Annotated in this window: 2 protein-coding genes; both read left to right on the top strand. The window is 63.2% G+C overall.

From position 1 onward, the window contains the following. On the top strand, window positions 1-362 hold a 362-nt coding region (locus NUW23_13700; protein ID MCR4427215.1), incomplete at its 5' end, for a tRNA pseudouridine(55) synthase TruB. 11 nt (window positions 363-373) lie between these two features. Beyond that, window positions 374-1,317, top strand: a 944-nt coding sequence (locus tag NUW23_13695) for a bifunctional riboflavin kinase/FAD synthetase (GenBank protein ID MCR4427214.1), incomplete at its 3' end; no start/stop codon positions are given.

The following is a 1,317-nucleotide window of genomic DNA, read 5'->3' as shown; positions in this document are numbered from 1 at the left end:
AACCCACCGAGATGACCCTCCACTCGGAGGGTCATCTCGGTGGGTTAGTCAGGACCGAGGCCGCAGGCTTCCGGCTGGAGGATGCTTTCTCCCTTATCCAGCTGGAGGAGATGGCACGGGAGGGCGAGATCGCGGAGGCGATCCTTCCCCCTGAAACGGGAGTCCGCTACATGCCGAGAGCAGTAGTCTCTCCTGAGCAGGAGGTCAGGGTGAAAAACGGCGCGCCTGTTCGCATTGAGGGCGGCGTTCCGTGTTCGGGGTGCTATGTCCGGCTAGTGAGCGAGGCAGGCTCCTTTCTGGCAGTGGGCATTGAGTCCGAACCCGCCGAGAACCGGGTCGTCCGGCCAGTAGTAGTGTTTTGAGGTGTCACAGGATGCAGCAGTTCGTGGTGGCTCTGGGTGGGAAGCCCCCTATGACTCGCAAGGTGGTCGCGCTCGGGATGTTTGACGGCGTCCATCTGGGCCACGCCGCACTCATCGCCGCCGCGCGAGAGATTGCAGGGCCAGAGGGTTGTGCGGCCTACACGTTTGATACTCATCCGGCCAACGTGGTTAGCCCCGGATCTGCACCCGTTGCGCTCACATCTCTCGAGGATCGCATCGCGTTGCTGGGGCAAGCTGGAGCGGATGTTGTGGTGGTGCAGAGATTTGATCTCGAGTTTGCCGCACTGTCCCCCCGGGAGTTCGTTTCCCGGGTCATGGTGGAGACACTAGAGGTTGGGCACATCGTGGTCGGGTACAACTACACATTCGGTCGGGGCGCGAGCGGAGTCCTCAAGGAACTTGCCTCCGAGCAAGGCGTGGATGTTACAGTGGTGGCTCCCGTCAAGGCAGGAAGGGACATTGTTGCGAGCACCACGATAAGGCGATTCCTGGCTGAGGGAGAAGTCAGCCGTGCAGCGCGCCTGCTGGGTCGCGAGCATTTTGTTCGCGGAACCGTTGTGGCCGGAAGGGGAGTAGGTAGGTCACTTGACGTCCCCACTGCCAACCTCGACGTGCCCTCGGATGTTGCGCTGCCCGCGCGGGGGGTGTACGCGGTGCGCGTGCGCTGGGGAAGCCCGCGCGGGAATCCACCACACGTGTCCCGCGGGGTGTGCAACATCGGAGTGCGGCCCACTTTCTCCGACGAGAGCAGAGGAACCACCGTTGAGGTGCACCTGATCGACGAGGAAGTGGACCTGTACGGGCAATGCCTCACGGTTTCGTTTGCGACGAGGCTCCGGGGGGAGAAGCGTTTTGCGGACCCCGGCGTTCTGCGTACCCAGATCCGAAGGGACATCCACCTGGCGCTCCAAGCACGGCCCGCGCCCGCTGGATG

The organism is Bacillota bacterium (assembly GCA_024655925.1).
Lineage (GTDB): Bacteria > Bacillota > DTU025 > DTU025 > JANLFS01 > JANLFS01.
The sequence above is the reverse complement of the archived record's forward strand: the minus strand, read 5'-3'. Positions and strand labels throughout refer to the sequence as shown.